The 683-nt window shown below is 56.5% G+C and carries 1 protein-coding gene and 1 pseudogene; both read right to left on the reverse strand.

What is annotated here, in order from left to right:
• Window positions 1–41 precede the first annotated feature (41 nt).
• On the reverse strand, window positions 42–245 hold the full coding sequence (locus EN804_RS34515; RefSeq protein WP_063169367.1) for a CCE_0567 family metalloprotein: 204 nt from the start codon (window positions 243–245) through the stop codon (window positions 42–44).
• Between the two features lie 46 nt (window positions 246–291).
• Window positions 292–683, reverse strand: a pseudogene (locus tag EN804_RS34520) (DUF269 domain-containing protein); the annotation flags it as partial.

Here is a 683-nt window from a genome sequence, read left to right on the forward strand (position 1 = left end):
CGGCATCCAAATGGAGCCGTCACGGGTGGTGAATGTGCGCATCATCCTAAATTCTTCATTGAAGCGAGTTCTCTCTTGGCAACATCCAACTCGGCATAAACGGCTTGGGTTTTCTCGGCGACTTCCTGTATGTCGGCCCACTTGCCCGGCAGACCCTCGACAAGGTCCTGCAATGCCATCTTGGCAATAGCTGCACGCAACTGGAGCTTTCGGACTTTCTTCCTCATCTTATCTAGGTCTGACATAGATCCTTCCTGGAACAATGGTTTTGTTGATGCGCTCCATCTCGGGCTAGGCTTCAATGGCTGCAGTCGCATCGTCGACCAGTTTCGTACCGGCCTCAGCAAGTTTGCGGAAAGTCTCGAAGCCGAACCGGTGGACGTCTCGACAGAACGCCCAACCGCTGGAAGCCCGCAGGGGCTTCATTCCAATTATTGGCGACGTCGACACGCCGGAGCGCTCCTCGATCGCAAGCGCTACGGCGGTGTAAACATGTCGAGCCTCCACAGCGCGTCAGGATCGGGATCGCCGCCAAAGGGTACCGCACGTTGCTGTTGCTTGGTGATGATGAACTCGGCCAGCAGCTCGGCATCCGAATGGCCTTCCCATAAGCCGAAGGAATCCTGAGTACGAATGAGCCGCAGGAGGCATTTGACGAACGGGGAAGCAAGGGCCTCGTCGTC

It is taken from the genome of Mesorhizobium sp. M8A.F.Ca.ET.161.01.1.1, assembly GCF_004792105.1.
Taxonomy (GTDB): domain Bacteria; phylum Pseudomonadota; class Alphaproteobacteria; order Rhizobiales; family Rhizobiaceae; genus Mesorhizobium.

Excerpts from the sequence above, each read along its gene's own strand:
- EN804_RS34515 (WP_063169367.1), bottom strand. The coding sequence starts at position 245 with ATGTCAGACCTAGATAAGATGAGGAAGAAAGTCCGAAAGCTCCAGTTG.